At 68.6% G+C, this 17,017-nt stretch carries 17 protein-coding genes; 4 read left to right on the forward strand and 13 right to left on the reverse strand.

Annotated elements, in window-relative coordinates; translation table 11 throughout:
- Nucleotides 1-31: 31 nt before the first annotated feature.
- The 3 genes from ACRB8A_RS11830 to ACRB8A_RS11840 are packed head-to-tail and all read right to left on the reverse strand — an operon-like array spanning nucleotide 32 to nucleotide 5,351.
- On the reverse strand, nucleotides 32-3,106 hold the full coding sequence (locus tag ACRB8A_RS11830; protein ID WP_432244757.1) for an AAA family ATPase: 3,075 nt from the start codon (nucleotides 3,104-3,106) through the stop codon (nucleotides 32-34).
- Nucleotides 3,103-4,272, reverse strand: coding sequence for an exonuclease SbcCD subunit D (locus tag ACRB8A_RS11835; protein ID WP_056597289.1), 1,170 nt, complete (start codon nucleotides 4,270-4,272; stop codon nucleotides 3,103-3,105). Before ACRB8A_RS11835 ends, ACRB8A_RS11830 begins: the two co-directional genes overlap by 4 nt.
- A gap of 56 nt (nucleotides 4,273-4,328) precedes the next feature.
- Nucleotides 4,329-5,351 carry an MIP/aquaporin family protein gene (locus tag ACRB8A_RS11840; RefSeq protein ID WP_432244758.1) on the reverse strand — a complete coding sequence of 341 codons (1,023 nt, stop codon included), beginning with the start codon at nucleotides 5,349-5,351 and terminating at the stop codon, nucleotides 4,329-4,331.
- Nucleotides 5,352-5,506: 155 nt separating this feature from the next.
- On the opposite strand from ACRB8A_RS11840, the gene ACRB8A_RS11845 reads away from it, so the two are divergent.
- Nucleotides 5,507-6,601: an ADP-ribosylglycohydrolase family protein gene (locus ACRB8A_RS11845; RefSeq protein WP_432244759.1), complete on the forward strand. Its 1,095-nt coding sequence runs from the start codon at nucleotides 5,507-5,509 to the stop codon at nucleotides 6,599-6,601.
- Here ACRB8A_RS11845 and ACRB8A_RS11850 read toward each other — a convergent pair.
- Together ACRB8A_RS11850 and ACRB8A_RS11855 are read right to left on the reverse strand one after the other, a co-directional pair.
- Nucleotides 6,582-7,061 carry a DUF4395 domain-containing protein gene (locus ACRB8A_RS11850; RefSeq protein ID WP_050685522.1) on the reverse strand — a complete coding sequence of 160 codons (480 nt, stop codon included), beginning with the start codon at nucleotides 7,059-7,061 and terminating at the stop codon, nucleotides 6,582-6,584. The genes ACRB8A_RS11845 and ACRB8A_RS11850 overlap by 20 nt on opposite strands.
- A gap of 69 nt (nucleotides 7,062-7,130) precedes the next feature.
- Complete coding sequence (locus ACRB8A_RS11855) at nucleotides 7,131-8,132, reverse strand: exonuclease domain-containing protein (RefSeq protein WP_050685533.1); 1,002 nt, start codon at nucleotides 8,130-8,132, stop codon at nucleotides 7,131-7,133.
- 154 nt (nucleotides 8,133-8,286) lie between these two features.
- Between ACRB8A_RS11855 and ACRB8A_RS11860 the strand changes: the two genes are divergently transcribed.
- Nucleotides 8,287-9,087 (forward strand): DedA family protein, encoded by an 801-nt coding sequence (locus ACRB8A_RS11860; RefSeq protein ID WP_050685534.1) that lies wholly within the window; start codon nucleotides 8,287-8,289, stop codon nucleotides 9,085-9,087.
- Between the two features lie 92 nt (nucleotides 9,088-9,179).
- Here the strand turns inward: ACRB8A_RS11860 and rdgB are convergent, their stop codons facing one another.
- The 8 genes from rdgB to clpS form a co-directional block, all read right to left on the reverse strand.
- Nucleotides 9,180-9,827 carry an RdgB/HAM1 family non-canonical purine NTP pyrophosphatase gene (gene rdgB, locus ACRB8A_RS11865; protein WP_056597284.1) on the reverse strand — a complete coding sequence of 216 codons (648 nt, stop codon included), beginning with the start codon at nucleotides 9,825-9,827 and terminating at the stop codon, nucleotides 9,180-9,182.
- Nucleotides 9,824-10,582: a ribonuclease PH gene (gene rph, locus ACRB8A_RS11870; protein WP_050685524.1), complete on the reverse strand. Its 759-nt coding sequence runs from the start codon at nucleotides 10,580-10,582 to the stop codon at nucleotides 9,824-9,826. The genes rdgB and rph overlap by 4 nt, the downstream gene beginning before the upstream one ends.
- A 49-nt stretch (nucleotides 10,583-10,631) precedes the next feature.
- Entirely contained in the window at nucleotides 10,632-10,862 is a 231-nt protein-coding gene (locus tag ACRB8A_RS11875; protein ID WP_050685525.1) for a helix-turn-helix domain-containing protein, read from the reverse strand.
- Nucleotides 10,862-11,488: a hypothetical protein gene (locus tag ACRB8A_RS11880; RefSeq protein ID WP_056597280.1), complete on the reverse strand. Its 627-nt coding sequence runs from the start codon at nucleotides 11,486-11,488 to the stop codon at nucleotides 10,862-10,864. The genes ACRB8A_RS11875 and ACRB8A_RS11880 overlap by 1 nt, the downstream gene beginning before the upstream one ends.
- Before the next feature lie 87 nt (nucleotides 11,489-11,575).
- Nucleotides 11,576-12,373, reverse strand: coding sequence for an MBL fold metallo-hydrolase (locus ACRB8A_RS11885; RefSeq protein ID WP_432244760.1), 798 nt, complete (start codon nucleotides 12,371-12,373; stop codon nucleotides 11,576-11,578).
- Nucleotides 12,370-13,383, reverse strand: coding sequence for a glutamate racemase (gene murI, locus ACRB8A_RS11890; protein ID WP_432246037.1), 1,014 nt, complete (start codon nucleotides 13,381-13,383; stop codon nucleotides 12,370-12,372). Before murI ends, ACRB8A_RS11885 begins: the two co-directional genes overlap by 4 nt.
- 114 nt (nucleotides 13,384-13,497) lie before the next feature.
- Nucleotides 13,498-14,064: a DUF2017 domain-containing protein gene (locus ACRB8A_RS11895; RefSeq protein WP_056597275.1), complete on the reverse strand. Its 567-nt coding sequence runs from the start codon at nucleotides 14,062-14,064 to the stop codon at nucleotides 13,498-13,500.
- On the reverse strand, nucleotides 14,057-14,440 hold the full coding sequence (clpS, locus tag ACRB8A_RS11900; RefSeq protein ID WP_050685530.1) for an ATP-dependent Clp protease adapter ClpS: 384 nt from the start codon (nucleotides 14,438-14,440) through the stop codon (nucleotides 14,057-14,059). The genes ACRB8A_RS11895 and clpS overlap by 8 nt, the downstream gene beginning before the upstream one ends.
- 573 nt (nucleotides 14,441-15,013) lie before the next feature.
- Between clpS and ACRB8A_RS11905 the strand changes: the two genes are divergently transcribed.
- Together ACRB8A_RS11905 and ACRB8A_RS11910 are read left to right on the forward strand one after the other, a co-directional pair.
- Nucleotides 15,014-16,342 carry a nicotinate phosphoribosyltransferase gene (locus ACRB8A_RS11905; protein WP_432244761.1) on the forward strand — a complete coding sequence of 443 codons (1,329 nt, stop codon included), beginning with the start codon at nucleotides 15,014-15,016 and terminating at the stop codon, nucleotides 16,340-16,342.
- The gene (locus ACRB8A_RS11910) at nucleotides 16,342-16,980 is read left to right on the forward strand and encodes an isochorismatase family protein (RefSeq protein ID WP_432244762.1); all 639 of its coding nucleotides are present in this window, start codon (nucleotides 16,342-16,344) and stop codon (nucleotides 16,978-16,980) included. The genes ACRB8A_RS11905 and ACRB8A_RS11910 overlap by 1 nt, the downstream gene beginning before the upstream one ends.
- The last annotated feature ends 37 nt before the right edge of the window (nucleotides 16,981-17,017 follow it).

The following is a 17,017-nucleotide window of genomic DNA, read 5'->3' on the forward strand; positions in this document are numbered from 1 at the left end:
ACCCGGTAACTGTTCCAGTATATCGGCGCCGCTACCCGGGCAGGTCCAGGGCGTCGGTAATGCGCAGCGTGGACCCGGTCCTGGCCTTGATGACCTGGAGCTGGGTCCCAATCCGCTGCTTCATCTCCCCCACATGGCTGACCAGGCCTACCACCCTGCCGCCATCCCGCAGGCCTTCCAGAGCGTCCATGACCTGTTCCAGTGACTGCTCGTCGAGGCTGCCAAAACCTTCGTCCACAAAAAGTGTCTCAATTTCCACGCCGCCGGCTTCCTGCTGGACCACGTCCGCCAGCCCGAGGGCCAGCGACAACGAGGCCATAAAGGACTCACCGCCGGACAGGGTGGAGGTGTCCCGACGGAATCCCGTCCACTGGTCCACAACCTCCAGGCCCAGGCCGGACTTGGCGCCGCGGGCAGCCTTGGCGTCGGTGTGCTGGAGCAGGTACCGGCCATCACTCATGGCCACCAGCCGTTCCGACGCGGCCAGGGCCACCTGTTCCAGCCGGGCGGCCAGGACATAGCTGTTCAGGCTCATGCGGTAAGTATTCTCGCCCCGGCCGGCTGCGGCGTCCGCCAGGCCGGCCAGCATCTGAGCACGCTCGGCGGGCCCCCGGGCCGCCCCCGTCAGGTCAGCGTATTCGGTGCCCATTGCCTGCAGCGCGGCGAGGCAACGCCCGGCCAGACCGGCGGCGAGGTCCGCCTGCCTCGCTTCCTCGCGGGCAGCGGCAGCGGCCCCGCGAAGGGCCAGGAGTCCATCGGTGCCGGCTCCGGGCCCGGCGGCCTGTTCCTCCCGGGCCTGGACCAGGTCCGGGGAGGCAAACAGTTCAGCCACACGCGCGGCTTCGTCCTGCGCGGCCCGGACCTGTGCCTGGAGCGAGGCTGCCTCCGCGCCGGCCAGCAACCGCTCCCGGGCTTCGTCGGGGCTGCTGAATCCTGCCCCCGGCAATGCCTGCTCCAGCTGTTCCGCCGCCTCAGCGGCCGCTGCCCGTGCCCGGTCCAGCCGTTCCTGTCCGTCCAGGGCCTTGGCGAGGACTGCCGCCGATTTTTCCAGGGCCCGCAGGCGCTGCGGCAGGCTCCGATGCCCGTTGCGGAGCTCAAGCAACGCCTGGTCCAGGGTTTCGGTCTGTTCCGCCAGGCCGGCAAGCTCCGCGGCGGCCTGCGCCAGTTCCGCTTCCGTGGCAGCGCGGGCTTTGGCCGTGGCGGCAATGGCGTCATCCGTCTTCGCCAGCTCTTCCAGCTTTGTGGCGAGTTCGGCCGCGGCGTCCTTGGCGGCGCGGGCCGCCTCCCGGGCATCGTGTGCGTCCTGGCGTGCCTGCTCCTCCGGGGTGTCGCCACCCTGGCTGACCAGGACGGCGATCTTCTGGTCTGCGTCCGACAGTTCCCTGCTGACCTGCACAAATGCGGCCTCGGCCGCCTCGTGCTCCTGCTCCGCAGCCTCCTCCGCCTGGGCCAGGCCTGGGCCGCCGTGGCCGGATGCCGCAGGAAGCGGGTGCTCGCCGCTGCCGCAGACAGGACAGGGGCTGCCGGGAAGCAGATGGGCGGCCAACTCGGCGGCGGCGTTGGCCAGCCTTGCTTCGCGTAGATCGAGCCACTCGCGTTTGGTTTCCAACCGGACTTCCCGGGCCTGTTCGTACCGGAGGTGGACAGCTGTACGGCCGGTGAGGGCCGCGGCATGGCGGCGGACCACGTCCAGCAGTTCCCCGGCAGCAGCAGCCTCCTTGCTCAACAACGGTTCGGCCCCGGCGCGCAGCTCAAGGTCCGGCAGGCCCGCCATCAGCGCGCTGCGATCGGCACCCAGCCGGACTTCGCGGCTGTCCAGGTCCGCCAGCGCCTTGCCGGCCAGGTGGTGCCGGCCCGCAAGGGTGGTGTGCCGGGTGCGAAGTTCCCGCAGCCGGTCTTCGTCCGGCACGCGGGCTTCCACCACGGCCAGCAGCGAGCGGAGCCGTCCCAGTTCCGCCGTGGCGCCGGACAGCGGCGCCGTCCCGGAGCGCCCGGCCTGCTCCAGATCCTGCTCCTGGTCCAGCTCCAGCCGGGCCAATTCCGGGTCTTCCGCCGCCGCCAACCGGAGCAGGGTCAGTGCTGATTCGGCTGCTGAGGCTGCGCCGGCCACCTTTGCCGCTGCGGAGTCAACACCCTGAAGGTGTGCGGCCAGGACTTCCGCCTGGCGGTGGCGGTCAAGCCGTTCGAGCTGGCTGGCGACCTGCGCGGCAGAGTCGTGCACTGCCTGCGCCCGGACGTCCGCGGCATCGAGCCTGGCACGCCGGTCCTGGCGGGCTGCTTCCGCCTCCACTTCGGCGGCGCGGGCCGTGCTGGCCGTACCCGCCGCCGAAGCGGCCTTCGTCAGCTCGCCGAGCCGGTCTTCAACAGCATCCGTGAGCCATTCCAGCCGCTCAGCAGTCTCGGCGGCCGGGGCATCCTCAGTAGCCAATTCCAGGGCCGCGGCCTCCGATTCGGCGCGGCCAAACAAGACGCCCAGCCGGGCTGTCAGCGCGGCCACACTTTCCTTGGCCGCCTGGGCCTGGCGGGACAGTTCCTGTTCCAGGGATTCGAAGCGCTGGGTGCCAAACAGTTTCTGCAGCAGTTCCAGCCGGTCCGACGCCTTGGAACGGAGGAACGCGGCGAAATCGCCCTGCGGCAGCATCACCACCCGGGTGAACTGCTCACGGTCCATCCCCAGCAGGGCCAGAATCTCGGCGCCTGCTTCATCATTGCGGGTGGACTTTTCCTGCCAGGCGCCGCCCACCCGCTCGCGCAGGAGGGTCTTGGCCTGCTGGGTGGTGAAGCCGTTTTTGCCGCGGGCGCTGGGTTTGTCCCAGGCCGGTGACCTGGTCACTTCGAACCGCCGGCCCTGTGCGGAAAACTCGCAGGTGACAGCAGGTTCCTGGCCTGGCTCCGCATGGTCGCTGCGGAGCCGCTTGCCGTCCTGCCGGGCACCCGGAACAGAGCCGTACAGGGCGAAGCAGATGGCATCCAGGACGCTGGTCTTGCCGGCACCCGTGGGGCCGTTGAGCAGGAACAGGCCATGCGCGCTGAGCCGGTCGAAGTCGATGTCCTCCGTACCGGCAAACGGCCCGAACGCTGAAATCCGAAGTGCGTGGATCCTCATCGGGACACCTCCTGCAGGCGCACGTTCTCGATCGCTGCGGCCAGTGCTGCGGTTTCGTCCGGATCAGGTTCGCGGCCACGCACGTGGTCCAGGAATCCGCAGCAGACGGCGAGGTCGTCCGGTGCGCCGGCCAGCCTGCTGCTGTAGGTGGCGGTGCTTGCCGCTGTGGCCCCGTCCGGGTCGAAGCCCAGGACCAGGGTGTCCGGGAACCGTTGCCGCAGCTGTTCCATGGCCCGGGCGGGACGCTGTGGATCCGTGAGGGTGACCTGGCAGTAGGCGGTTTCCGCCCACGCGTGGTCCGGCGAGGCCAGAAGTTCAGCCAAATGGCCGCGGAGAACAGCGAGCTCCCGGGGCGCTTCCCAGTGGATTTCCTGGACAGCGGTGACGCCCCCTGCTTCGATGTCCACCAGCCAGCCGCCCTTACGGTGGCCCGCTTCCGAGAACGAATACGCCAGCGGGGAGCCGGAGTACCTGACCTGGGGCGACAGCTGCTGCCTGCCATGCAGGTGGCCCAGTGCGGTGTAGCTGAAGCCGTCAAACAGATCCAGCGGGACGGCCCCCACGCCGCCTATGCTGAGGTCCCGCTCGCTGTCGGAACTGATGCCGCCGGTGGCGAAGGTGTGCGCCAGGACCACCGAGTGGACGGTACCGGGACGTTCCGCCAGATCGGCGCGGATGAGCCCGGTGGCGGCCTGTGTCACTTCGAAATGGCTGGCCGGAACGCCCAGCTGGTCCGCGACGAGCCGTGGTTCCAGCCAGGGAATGCCGTAAATGGCCAGCTGGGCGGAGGCCCCGTCAGGGTCCTCCCCGAGCGGCAGGAGCAGCGGCTGGGCCAGGTGTTCCACCCGGGTCCGCAGGTGCACTCCCCCGCGCTCCAGGAGCCTGGCGGCAAAGCCCAGCCGGATGGCGGAGTCGTGGTTTCCGCTGGTGAGCACCACCATGGCACCGGCTTCGGTGATCCGCACCAGCGCATCATCCAGGAGCCGGACCACGTCCACGCCCGGCAGCGCGCGGTCGTAGACGTCGCCGGCAATCAGGACCACATCGACGTTGTGACCGCTGACGGCCGCCACCAGCTGGTCAATGAAGTCCCGTTGGGCGTCCAGCATGCCTACGCCGTGAAAGGACCGGCCCAGATGCCAGTCCGAGGTGTGTAATAACCGCATATTTCTACGCTAGCGGCTGGCACCGACAGTTTGCGCACCCGCCGCAGCGGGGCGCATCAGCCGCGCTTTCCGTCAAAGAGTTCCCGGGCCTCGTCGGTACTGGCCGAAGGAGTTGCGGCGGCGCCCGCCGGGCCCTGCCGGGAAGGTTCGGATTCCGGCAGGAAACCGTCGACGGCGGACGCGTCGCCGCCGTCGGCAGCGTCCCGGAAGCCGCCGTCGTCCTGGCCGTCAACACCAGACCGGCCCCCTGCCGCGGCGACGTCATCCGCGGTATCAGCTGCGGGGTCGCCGCCGTCGATGGCTGCCACCGGCGTCGAAGCAGCGGCAGAGTCGAAAACGCGGAACAGCAGGCCCGCGATGGTGCCGCCCACCAGTGGCATCAGCAGGAAGACCCAGACCTGCTCAACCGCCCATCCTGGGCTGAAGACCGCCGAAGCAAGGGCGCGGGCGGGGTTGAAGGGAAGGTTGCCCAGAGTCTGGCCCAATTGAAGAAGCGCGGCGAAGGCCAGGCCCACGGCCACCGGGGCGGCCGCCCGGGCGGTGTTGGCACGCGATCCCGCGCCCAGGAACACGGCCACGATGATGATGGAGCCCAGCAGCTCCAAGAGCAGCACGGCACCCAGCGGCGCCTGCACAATCGAGTGCTCGGCAAAGCCGGCGGTCACCGTGGCGAATGCCGTGCGGCTGTCCTGGATGCCGGGAAGCGTACTCAGGACACCGAAGAGGGCAAGCGCGCCAACCAAGGCCCCCGCCAGTTGTGCGGCGACGTACGCTGCCGAGCGGCCGGCGCGGATCCGCCCGGCCAGGAGGTGGCCCACCGTGATGGCCGGGTTGAAGTGACCGCCCGAGACGTGTCCGAAGGCGATCATGGCAGCAGTGATGGCCAGGCCCGCGGCCAAAGCCGAAGGCAGCGGACTGGTCTGCGGAATGCTGAACAGCGGAACGCCCAGGGCCACCACGGTGATGAACAGGCTGCCGAAAGCTTCGGCGGCCAGCCGGGGCAGCAGTCCGCCCTGCTGGGATTCGCCGGCAGCATCCGGCTGACGGGTATCGGACCGGGCAGGGGCAGGCGTGCGCATGGGAAACCTTAAGTCAGGGGTGGATGGCAGTGTTGCCGCTGGCAACCCCAACACTCTTCCAGTCCAGGCTGTGGGTTTGCTGGAGGTGCCCTCAAGCGGGCACTGCCGCGGGCCCGTGGCTCGGGCCGGCCACCCTGCCACGGTAAATTTGCAGCATGAGCAACGAATCCGGCCAGCCCGGCCCCGCCCTGAAGTCCCGCATCCACGGCTGCCTCCTGGGCGGTGCCCTGGGAGACGCGCTGGGCTACGCGGTGGAGTTCGATTCCATGGCAACAATCCGGTCCCGCTTCGGCAACAGCGGCCTGCAGGGCTTCGGTGCCCTCGGCCGCCCAGCCCATTTCTCCGATGACACCCAAATGACCCTCTACACCGTGGACGGGCTGGTGGAGGCGCTGGAGTGGGCCAACTCGGGTGTCGGCGCAGACGCCAACGCCTGCCTGTGGCTGTCCTACCTGCGCTGGCTGGCCACGCAGGGTGTCGAGGCCGGCCCCCGGGCGCCTGCACCGCAAGCGCGCTGGATTGATTCAAACGCCGTCCTCCACCAGCAACGCCACCCCGGCAAAGCCTGTCTCTCTGGCCTTGCCACCGGAGAAATGGGCACCTCAATCCGGCCCGTCAACCCGGAGTCGAAAGGGTGCGGCACGGTGATGCGATCGGCACCGTTCGGGCTGATCCCGCACATCACGGCCGACGCCGTCTACAAACTCAGCTCCGACGCCGCCTCCCTCACGCATGGCCACCCTTCTGCCCGGCAAAGCGCCGGGGTGTTCAGCCTCCTGATCCACCACCTTGTGGCCGGCGAAACCCTGGCCGGGGCGGCAGCCACCGTGGCAGCCCATGCAGCCACCGTGAAGGACGTCGCCCCGGAACTGCCGGGGCGCCTCGACGCCGCGCTGCGGCTTGCCGGGCAGGGCGTGGTGGCACCGGAGGAACTGGTGGCGGCACTCGGCGAGGGCTGGGTGGCGGAGGAGGCGTTCGCCGTCGCGCTTTACGCTGTCCTGGCCACAATCCCCACGGACGCCGCGGACAACGGCGAGCCCCGCCCGGTCCGGCATTTCCGGGCCGCCGTCGCCTTGGCGGTCAACCACAGCGGGGACAGCGATTCCACCGGATCCATCGCGGGCAACATCCTGGGCGCGCATTACGGCACGGACTGCCTCCCGGCCGACTGGCTGGAGGCGTTGGAAGCGCCTGAGGTGATCCGCGGAATGGGCGAGCTGCTGGTGAAGGTTACGACCGGCGAAGGCTGATGTTGTTGCAGGCCTCGCACACGTCCGCCGGGATCAGGCCGCGGCGCTGCAGGAACCCGAAGATGACACAGCCGGCGCAGAAGCCCAGGACGGCCTCAAGCGAGGCGGCCACCACCAGCAGTCCCAGCACCGTCCAGGCGGCAGGTGCCGCGCCGGCCAGGAACAGCAGCAGCGCAATGGTGGAGATTGCGGCTCCGAGGCCCTGCGCAAAACGCTTCGGCGGCCCCGGCACCAGCCTGGCCTTCCCCAACCACGGCGTGATGACCTTGACGGAGAGCAGGGCCAACGGCGAAACCCTTGGACCGAAAAGCACCCGGAGCCAGAACCCTGCGGCCAGGGCAAGCAGCCCCCAGACGGAGCCTGTCACCGCCGTGGCCAGGGCAAGGACCACCACCAGTCCCGCCGTCACCCGGGCGGCGTATTCGTTGACTGGATTGGGGAACGCAAAAAGGGAGCTCATGGCCCAAGGCTAGGAGCGGAGTCCCCGGCTTGGAAGCTTTGTTGCGCCGCATGACCGGCAGCGGGATGATCAGGCGCCGGCCGCCGCGAAACTTCCCACCATCTGCAGGAATTCGCCCTCGGACAGCACCTCGATGGCCTGGCCCCGGTCGTGGAGCTCCAGGACGCGTTTGGCTTTGCCCGTGAGCCGGCCGGACCGGAGGTCTGCGGCCACAAAACCGTCGCCCACCACCAGAACGGTGGTGCGGCCCGTTACCCGGCTCTCGGGACGGGCACCAAGTTCCGCGGACCGGATTTTCGCTTCGGGCCGGCCGATGGACAGCGAACCGGTGAACACGATGGTTTGGCCATGCAACGGATGCCCCGGTGCGGCGGCCGGGTTGGGCTCCGGGTTGGCGCCCTCCTCCGGCCAGCCCGACTGGAAGGGCCGGACCAGCGCAGCGCCGTTGCCCGAGGAAAGGGCGGCCAGGCTGGGCTTGGAGAGCGGGTCGATGGCGGGGTCAAACGCCTCCTGCCGGGGCATCACCAGCCCCAGCGACAGGTACAGCTCCGCCACGCTGTTGGCGCCGTTGCGCGCAGCGATGTCGATCAGGATCCCGGCGCAGGCGCGGGCATCCTCGGCGGCGTCGTGGTGGTTCACCAGCGGCACACCGGCTTCCTCCGCGGCGAAAGGCAGCGAGTTGGAGACCAGCGAATAGCACCGCCGCGACAGCATCACCGTGCACACATAGTCGTAGGCCGGGCCGGGAAGGCCGGAGACTTCCAGGGCCGAGCGGATCACGCCGAGGTCAAAGGCCGCGTTGTGGGCGGCCAGCACATCGCCGCCGATGAAGGCGCCGATCTCCGGGAACAGGTCGCCGAACCGCGGCTGCAATGCCACGTCGGCTGAGGTGATGCCGTGGATACGGGTGTTGTGGTACTCAAAGTGGTCGTGGCGCGGGGGCGGGCGCATCAGCCAGGACGCTTCCTCCACCACACGGCCGCCGCGGACCTTGGTCAGCCCCACGGCGCAGGGGGAGCCCCTGAACCCGTTCGCCGTCTCGAAGTCAATCGCCGTAAAATCCAAACCCACGCCCACACTTTACCGCCGGGCCGGGCCGTTTCCGCGTTACCGGGGCGGCCCTGTCACGGATATCACGCGGACGACGGCGGCCGACGGCTTAGGGGGTGGCCTCACCGGACGGCACATGCAGGTCAAGTACCCTTGGAAGGTGAACATCCCTCTCCTGAATGACCTTGCTGTGTCCACGCTGGGCGGTGCAGGACCGGTCCAGCCGCAGCTGGCCTCGTTCCTCCCCGACTGGCTGAACCCCCAGATCTTCCTGGCCGATCCCGCCCTGGCGCCCTGGGTGGTGCTGCTTGTGTGCGGTATCGTTTTCGCCGAAACGGGCCTGCTGGTGGGCTTCTTCCTGCCGGGCGATTCCATGCTGTTCACCGCCGGCCTGCTCGTGGCCACGGATACCATCAAGTTCAACGTGTGGCTGCTGGCCCTGCTGATCATCATTTCGGCGATCATCGGCAACCAGACGGGCTACCTCATCGGCTCCAAGGCCGGGCCCGCCATCTTCAATAAGCCCAACTCGCGGCTCTTCAAGCGTGAGAACGTCGAGAGCGCCCACGCGTTCTTCGAAAAGCATGGCGGCAAAGCACTGATCCTGGCCCGCTTTGTGCCCATCATCCGGACCTTTGTGCCGGTGATCGTGGGTGTGGCGCAGATGGATAAGCGCAAGTTCTTCCTCTACAACGTCATCGGTGCGGTGCTGTGGGGCGGCGGCGTGACGCTGCTGGGCTACCTCCTGGGCGACCGCGTGCCGTGGGTCCGGGACAACCTGGACATCATCTTTATCCTCATCGTGCTGGTCTCGGTCCTGCCCATCGGCGTCGAGGTGCTCCGTGGCCTTTCCGCCAAGCGGCAGGCCAAGGCCTACGGCACGGACCCCGTGGCCGAGTTCATCGAGGAGCACACCCCTGAGGACGAGCACAAAACGCCCCGGGACACCGGCAGCCACCGGCCCGACCAGCGCTGAGTTCTTTAGCGACAAACGCCGAAGGGCGCGCCCACCGCTGACACGGGGGCGCGCCCTTCGGCGTTAAGGCAGGTCAGGAACGTCCGACGGCGTTACTCGCCGGCTTCCTGCAGGGCGGAGATGATGGCCGGCAGCAATGCCCGGAAGGCTTTGCCGCGGTGGCTGATGGCATTCTTCTCCTCGGCAGAGAGCTCGGCGCAGCTCCGGTCGCCGCCCAGCGGCTGCAGGACGGGGTCGTAGCCGAACCCGCCGGCGCCGCGGGGAGCCCGCAGGAGCGTGCCCTCCAGTTGGCCGTATTCCACGTCTTCGCGGCCCGGCTCCTCCGGGGTGCCGGGGACGGCCAGTGCCGCGGCACAGACAAACGCAGCGCCGCGGTGGGCGTCCGGAACGTCGGCGACCTGGTTGAGCAGGAGCTCCAGGTTGGCCTGGTCGTCTCCGTGCCGGCCGGCCCAGCGCGCGGAGAAGATCCCCGGGGCGCCGCCCATCACGTCCACCGCCAGGCCTGAATCGTCCGCTATGGCCACCAGGCCGGTGGCAGCGGCCACAGCGCGTGCCTTAAGGAGCGAATTCTCGGCGAAGGTGACACCGGTTTCCACCACGTCCGGGGCACCTGCTGCCGCCGCATCCACCACCTGGGTGTCGACGTCGAGCCCGGGCACCTGGCCACGCAGCAACTCCCGGAGTTCACGCAGCTTGCCCGCGTTGTGGGTGGCGAGCACCAACCGGGGAGCGGCCGTCACAGCGTGTCTGCCAGCGTTTCGCGCTGGATGGCGGCGAGCTGCGTGGTGCCCAGGAGGGCCAGGTCCAGCAGTTGGTCCAGCTCGGCGCGGTCGAACGGGGCGCCTTCCGCGGTGCCCTGGACCTCTACGAACTTGCCGGAACCGGTGACCACCACGTTCATGTCGGTTTCGGCGCGGACATCCTCGACGTAGGGCAGGTCCAGCATGGGAACGCCGTCGATGATGCCCACGGAGACGGCGGCGATGGTGTCCACCAGGGGCTGGGCGTTGCGGGCAATCAGCTTGTTGTCGCGGGCGAAGCGGATGGCATCGGCGAGCGCCACGTAGGCGCCGGTGATTGCGGCGGTGCGGGTGCCGCCGTCGGCCTGCAGGACGTCACAGTCCAGCACGATGGTGTTTTCGCCCAATGCCTTGGTGTCGATGATGGAGCGCAGCGAGCGGCCGATCAGGCGGGAGATCTCGTGGGTCCGGCCGCCGATCTTGCCCTTGACGGATTCCCGGTCGGAGCGGGTGTTGGTGGCGCGGGGCAGCATGGCGTACTCGGCGGTGACCCAGCCGCGGCCTTCACCCTTGAGCCAGCGCGGAACGCCTGCGGTCAGCGAAGCGGTGCACAGGACCCTGGTGTTGCCGAACTCGATCAGTGCCGAGCCTTCGGCCTGGTTGGACCAGCCCCGGGTAATGCTGATGGGACGGAGCTGGTCGGGGGTGCGGCCATCGGCGCGCACTACGGGCACTGCGGTTGCTTCAGAAGTCATGCCTTCAGCTTATCCATTGAAGCCCGGAGGCCGTGCCACCGGAGCCCGGTCAGCCCTGGCCGGGCTCGTGGGTCAGCAGGTCCCCCACAGTGCAATTGAGGACCCCGCACAGCGCAGTGAGGGTGGAGAACCGGATGGCTTTGGCCCTGTCGTTCTTCAGGACGGACAGGTTCACCAGGCTGACGCCCACCAGCCGGCTCAGCTCCGTCAGGCTCATGCCGCGTTCTGCCAGCAGCTCATCGAGCCTGCAGTGGATGGCCGAGTAGTCCTCAGCCGGCATCAGATGAGCCCCTCGGTGTCTTTCTGCAGGCGGCGCCCAAACTGGAAGGCGCCGGCAACCAGCACCAGCACGGTTCCCGCTATCAGTGGCGCGGCATTGAAGTCGCCGGCAAACAGCACATCGCCGGGCCGGCCCGGCGCCCCAATCAACCGGGCTGCGCCGGTGCGGGCGAGGCCGTCCAGGACCTGCGCCACGGAGCCGGCTCCGGCAAGGACCAGGCCGCAGCCGATGATGATCCAGGACGACGACGGGGTGAACAGGCTCCGGCGCTGCAGCCGGAAGGCGAGCAGGAAGAGCAGCGCCGCAACGGCGAGGAAACTGAGCTGGTTCAAGACTCCTGCCCAGGCCAACTGGGCCGCCTCCGCGGAGGGCAGCACGGGAATGGTGGCTTCGATGGCGCTGAACCGGGCGGTAGCGTCCAGCATTAGTCCCCCGGGCTGCTGGGAAGCGTCGTTCAGGGGCAGGGTGAGGGTCACCGGCCCGGTCAAGGTGGCAACGACGCCGGACACGGTCCAGACTGTGCTGGCCACGGCGGCCAGCGCCGCACCCGCCATGATGGCGAAGGCGTCCACGCGTGATACAAACTGCTTTTGTCCAGCCGACCTGCGCTGCGTTGCCATATTCATGAATCCCCCGGATTATCGATGATCGTTAATAACGAATATCGATAACATACAAGATCCGACTCCGCTGCGCCAGCACCCTTCCGGGCTTTAGACGGTGTAATGCACCCCGGCCACGGCCACCGCCACGTCGCCGCCGAACACGGGCCTGGCCTCGGCCATCACCGTGGTGGGTGAGGTCCAGACCGGAATGTGCGTGAGCAGGAGCCGGCGCGCGCCGGCCGCGGCTCCTGCCTCCCCTGCCCGCTTGCCGGTCAAATGGACGTCCTTGATGCCGTCGTCGCGCCCTTCCTCGAAGGCCGCTTCGCAAAGGAAAAGGTCGGCATCCCTGGCAGCTTCTTCAAGGCCCGGGCAGGAATCGGTGTCCCCTGAGTAGGTGAGGACACGGGTGACCGGGTTGCCGGACTTGTCCGGCTCCACCACTTCCACGCGCAGGGCGTAGGCCTCCTCCACGGGATGGTTCACGGCGTATGGGGTCACGGTGAAAGGGCCAACAGTCACCGGCTTGCGCTCGGCCCAGTTGGTGAAGTCGAATTCCTCGTGCATCCCGGGGTCCAGGTCCAGCCCGTAGGCGGTGGCCATCCGGTCGGCGGTGGCTGCGGGACCCCAGACCGGGATCCTGCCGCCGTCCCAGCCGCCGGGCTTCCAGCGCACCGCGACGTGCAGCCCGCACAGGTCCATGCAGTGGTCCGGGTGGAGGTGCGTAAGGAAGATCGCGTCAATGTCCTCCAGGTCGGTGTACCGCTGGATGGCGCCCAGGGCGCCGCTGCCCAGGTCCATCACCACCTTCCAGGTCCGGTCACCGTCCGTGGCGGTCAGCAGGTAACAGGACGCCGGCGAGCCGGGGCCGGGAAACGAGCCGGTGCACCCGACAATGGTGAGCTTCACAGGCCAGGCCTCCCGTCACGGGCGGTCCCCGCCAGGCGGCCCCCCACGAAGTTGGAAATCCGCGGACGGTTCCGGGCGCTCTGGGCCGCGGCGATCATCTCAGGGGTGATCCGGGCCAGGCTGCCCGTGGGGTACTGGGCCGCCACGTGGTCCACGTGCCGGACGGACAGCACCTCAGGCCCCAGGAAACGCCGGGCCAGCGACTCGAACTGACCGGCGTCGCCCGTGGCAACAAAGTGGTGTTCGGGCGGCGTGGCGTCGGTGCGCTGCAGGTTGCGGGTGGCCAGGGCCCGGTACACGTCCTTGGCGGTTTCCTCAGCACTTGACACCAGGGTCACGTCGGCCCCCATCACAAAGGAAATGACGCCGGTCAGCAGCGGGTAATGGGTGCAGCCCAGGACCACGGTGTCCACATTGGCTGCCTTCAGCGGAGCCAGGTATTCCTCCGCGATGGCCAGCAGGGCCGGTCCCGTGGTGATGCCTGCTTCCACGTAGCTGACGAACTCGGGGCAGGCCACGGAGGTGATCTCCAGGTCCGGGGCGGCCGCAAAGGTGTCCTCATAAGCGCGGGAGCCCACTGTGGCGGAAGTGCCGATCACCCCCACCCGGCCGGTGCGCGTGGCGGCAACCGCCCGGCGGACGGCGGGCTGGATGACTTCGATCACCGGGATGCCGTACTTGGCGGTGTAGCGTTCCCTCGCGTCCCGGAGGACGGCGGCCGACGCCGAGTTGCAGGCAATGGTCAGCAGCTTCACACCGGAATCCACCAGTTCGTCCATCACCCCCAGCGCGTTGGCGCGGACTTCGGCGATGGGCAGCGGGCCGTAAGGTCCGTGGGCGGTGTCCCCCACGTAAAGGATGGCTTCATTGGGCAGCTGGTCGATGATGGAGCGGGCAACGGTCAGCCCGCCCACGCCGGAATCAAACACACCGATGGGGCGGGATTCCAGCGCGGCGGCTGGCAGGTCGCTGGCTGCGGACACCGGGTCAGCATCCGCTGGCGGCTCCATGCTCGGGGCTGTTGTCATGATTATTCGAGGATAGGTCTTCCCGGCAGCCTCAGCCATCATGTTGTGCCCTGGAACTCATGTCTGGCAGGTCACAGGACAGCGGGGCCGCCGCGCTCACCTGCGGGTCTCCATGGACGCCAGCATGGCCTGGACCAGGGATTCCTGCAGCCAGGTGGCGAAGTTGTACACCAGCGCCAGGTAGCTTTCCACGTCCTCGGCCTGGGACCAGTCCTGCATCAGGTGCACATGCCCGGCGTCCTCCTCGTCGCGGATGTCCAGCCGCTCGGCCAGGACCAGGCGGACGTCGTTCAAGGCCATGGACCAGTGCCGGGGGCCGTCGCCGGTGAGGACCAGTTCGTCCTTGTCCAGGTCCAGGGCGGCAGCCCGGAGGGCGCCGATCTTGGTTTCCCGGAGTGAACGCTCGGTGAGCTGGCGGAACTCCAGGGACGCGTCGTCGTCATTCTTCATAACGTCCGGCAGCAACCGCAGGACCGCCCGGTCGGAGGGCGCGGCAACGTCCATGTCGAGGCCGATCAGGGCCGCCAGCGGATCCTGCCCTGCCCGCTCCTCGGGTTCAAGCATGGAGATGACGTCATCGATCAGGCTGCGCAGGAGCTCGCGTTCGGCAGGTTCGAGGTAACCGGTGATGCCCTTGAGGCCGTATTTGAATGCCTTAGCCACGTTTCCCCTTACCCTGGCCCGAGCCGCCGGACTTGCCGGACTTTCCGCCCGGACCGCCGCTGGCCTTCTCCACCGTGGCCCACAGCCCGAAGCCGTGCATGGCCACTGCGTGCCGTTCCACTTGTTCCTTGCTGCCCGACGCGACGATGGAGCGGCCCTTTTTGTGGACCTCCATCATGAGCTTGTTGGCTTTGGTCCCCGAGTACCCGAAGTAGCTCTGGAAAACGTAGCTGACATAGCTCATCAGGTTCACGGGATCGTTCCAGATCACCAGGTTCCAGGGGATATCCGGGGCCGTCAGGGAGCCTGTGGCCTCCTCTGTTCCGGTCCGGGTGCCCTCCTGGATGTCAGGGCGGGGCGCAACGCTTACAGTCATCCGTCCATTCTATGGGGAGGATGGTCCTCCGCCGGATAGGCCCACAACGGCGAGGGTCCCGCAGCGAGACGTGGGAGCCGGTGGGTGGGGCCACGCCGGCGAGGGACCCGCGGCGAAGCGCAGCGAGACGTGGGAGCCGGTGGGTGGGGCCACGCCGGCGAGGGACCCGCGGCGAAGCGCAGCGAGACGTGGGAGCCGGTGGGTGGGGCCACGCCGGCGAGGGACCCGCGGCGAAGCGCAGCGAGACGTGGGAGCCGGTGGGTGGGGCCACGCCGGCGAGGGACCCGCGGCGAAGCGCAGCGAGACGTGGGAGCCGGTGGGTGGGGCCACGCCGGCGAGGGACCCGCGGCGAAGCGCAGCGAGACGTGGGAGCCGGTGGGTGGGGCCACGCCGGCGAGGGACCCGCGGCGAAGCGCAGCGAGACGTGGGAGCCGGTGGGTGGGGCCACGCCGGCGAGGGACCCGCGGCGAAGCGCAGCGAGACGTGGGAGCCGGTGGGTGGGGCCACGCCGGCGAGGGACCCGCGGCGAAGCGCAGCGAGACGTGGGAGCCGGTGGGGACTAGAGTGATTTTCGTGAGCACCTCTGCCGGCTGGGACCATCCCCGCACGTCCTTTTACACAGACCACTACGAGCTGACCATGTTGCAGGCTGCCCTGCATTCCGGCGCAGCCCACCGCAAATCGGTGTTTGAAGCCTTCGCGCGGCGCCTGCCGGATGGCCGCCGCTACGGCGTGGTTGCGGGCACGGGACGGCTGCTGGAAGGCATCGCCAACTTCCGGTTCGGCGCGGCCGAGCTGGAGTTCCTGGCTGCCACCAAGGTGGTGAACCAGCAGACGCTGGACTACCTGGCCGACTACCGGTTCACCGGCGACATCTGGGGTTACGCCGAGGGCGAGGCGTACTTCCCCAACTCCCCCATCCTCATTGTTGAGGCCACGTTCGCCGAGGCCTGCATGCTGGAAACCTACGTCCTGTCGGTCCTGAACCACGACAGTGCCATCGCCTCGGCGGCCTCCCGTATGGTGGGCGCGGCCGGCGGACGGCCATGCATCGAAATGGGGTCACGGCGCACCCACGAGGAAGCCGCGTCCGCTGCTGCCCGGGCCGCTGTCATTGCCGGCTTCGACAGCACCTCCAACCTGGAAGCCGGCGTGCGCTACGGCATCAAGACCGTGGGCACCGCAGCGCATTCCTTTACGCTCCTGCACGACAATGAGCGCGACGCCTTCGACGCCCAGATCGCGTCCCTTGGCGCCGGCACGTCGCTGCTGGTGGACACGTACGACGTCGAAACCGCCGTCCGCACGGCCGTGGACCTGGCAGGGCCCAAACTGGGCGCGGTACGGCTGGACTCGGGTGACCTTGTGGCCCAGGCGCAATGGGTCCGCCGCCTGCTGGACGATTTGGGGAACGTGAACACCAAAATTGTGGTCACCTCCGACCTCGATGAGTTTGCCATCGCTGCCCTGCAATCCGCTCCGGTGGATTCCTACGGCGTGGGCACGTCTTTGGTGACGGGCTCCGGCGCGCCGACGGCGAGCATGGTCTACAAGCTCGTCAGCCGCACTGACGACGCCGGGAACTTCGTCTCCGTCGCCAAGGCAGCCAAAAATAAGGCCAGCGTAGGCGGCCGTAAATATGCCCTGCGCAAGCTGAACGAACGCGGCACTGCCACCGCCGAGATGGTCGGGGTGGGGCACCGGCCCGAGGACGACGGCAACGACCGCCAGCTCCTGCAGCAGTTCATGAAAAACGGCGAACTGCTCCCCGGCTGGACCGGTTATGAGGGAGTGCAGCGCGCGCGGCAACGGCACGCGGATTCCATGGCCGAACTGCCCTCGGTGGTCCACCGGCTCCAGCGCGGCGACGCCGCCATCCCCACCGTTTACGAGGAGAGCTGATGTCCCGCGCCCTGATCATTGTTGATGTCCAGAACGATTTCTGCGAAGGCGGTGCACTGCCCGTCACCGGCGGGGCGGACCTGGCCGTTGCCATCAGCGAATACGTCGACGCCCACCACGGCCAATTCGACCATGTGGTGGCCACCCAGGACTGGCATATCGATCCGGGCAACCACTTCTCCGCTGCCCCCGACTTCAAGGACAGCTGGCCGCCGCACTGCGTGGCGGGAACCCGCGGGGCGGAGCTGCACGAGGACCTGGACACCGAGTACATCGAGGCCTTCTTCCGCAAGGGCCAGTTCACGGCCGCCTACTCCGGCTTCGAAGGCCTACTAGCCCCCGAGGACGCTGTCCCCACCGGCGAGCGCCAGCCCGGGTCAATGCCCGGGGCCAACGATTCGCCGCAGTCAGCACCGGACGGGGACGCCATCGGCCTGGATGAATGGCTCCAAAGCAACGACGTGGAGGACGTGGTGGTGGTGGGGCTGGCGACCGACTACTGCGTGCGCGCCACCGCCCTCGATGCGGTCCAGGCAGGCTACGGCGTCACCGTGATCCGTTCCCTGACAGCCGGGATCGCCGAAGACCTCGACGAGGCCGTGGCGGAGATGGAACTGGGCGGCGTCGAGATCGCCTAGTCCCACGGCCTGTACCTGAGGCTCACCTCCGGACCGC

The organism is Arthrobacter sp. G.S.26, from assembly GCF_050847375.1.
GTDB lineage: Bacteria > Actinomycetota > Actinomycetes > Actinomycetales > Micrococcaceae > Arthrobacter.